At 35.7% G+C, this 663-nt stretch carries 1 protein-coding gene; it reads left to right on the top strand.

What is annotated here, in order from left to right:
• Positions 1–161: 161 nt before the first annotated feature.
• On the top strand, positions 162–663 hold a 502-nt coding region (locus AB4496_RS25170; protein ID WP_372132551.1), incomplete at its 3' end, for an antibiotic acetyltransferase.

The raw sequence follows: 663 nt of genomic DNA, 5'->3' as shown, positions 1-663 counted from the left end.
AGATAACTTTCTTATATTTGACTCTCTAAATGAACTTACTGGTAGTATGGAATACTTTATTTCTAGCGAGTTTGACGAATCAGTTTTGATTAAGCTTGAAGATTACACTGTTGATGGTTTTTATCACAAACTCCTATCTGGTAATGGCGAATAGACTCATTATGAAAAAAATCATACGCAAGATTAAGAAGCTAATATTCATTCGTGATCAAAAAAAACAGAAGAACTTCCTTTCTCGAAAATCAAACTTTACAGACACTCAATTTGAAGGCTGTAACTCTGTAGCAAGCGATTGTGATGTGAATGCTTCATATATTGGCTTCGGTACTTATATTGATACTCATTGTAATATGAACAATGTCAAAATAGGTCGTTTTTGCTCGATTGCTAATAATGTGAAAATTGTCCTAAATAACCACCCGATCAATGATTATGTGTCGACTCACCCTTGCTTTCATCGAGCAGATCATCGATTGATGCAGAAACAAGGATTGGATTTTAACAAAGGTACTATTTACTCGCATACTAAGTATGTTGAGGAGCATTATCAAGTTGTTGTTGGATCCGATGTTTGGATTGGTGAAGACGTGAAAATATTCCCAGGAGTGGCTATCGGGCATGGTGCAGTGATTGCAACAGGTTCTATTGTGACCAAAGATGTAG

It is taken from the genome of Vibrio sp. 10N.222.46.A1 (assembly GCF_041473595.1).
Lineage (GTDB): Bacteria > Pseudomonadota > Gammaproteobacteria > Enterobacterales > Vibrionaceae > Vibrio > Vibrio tasmaniensis_A.
The sequence above is the reverse complement of the archived record's forward strand: the minus strand, read 5'-3'. Positions and strand labels throughout refer to the sequence as shown.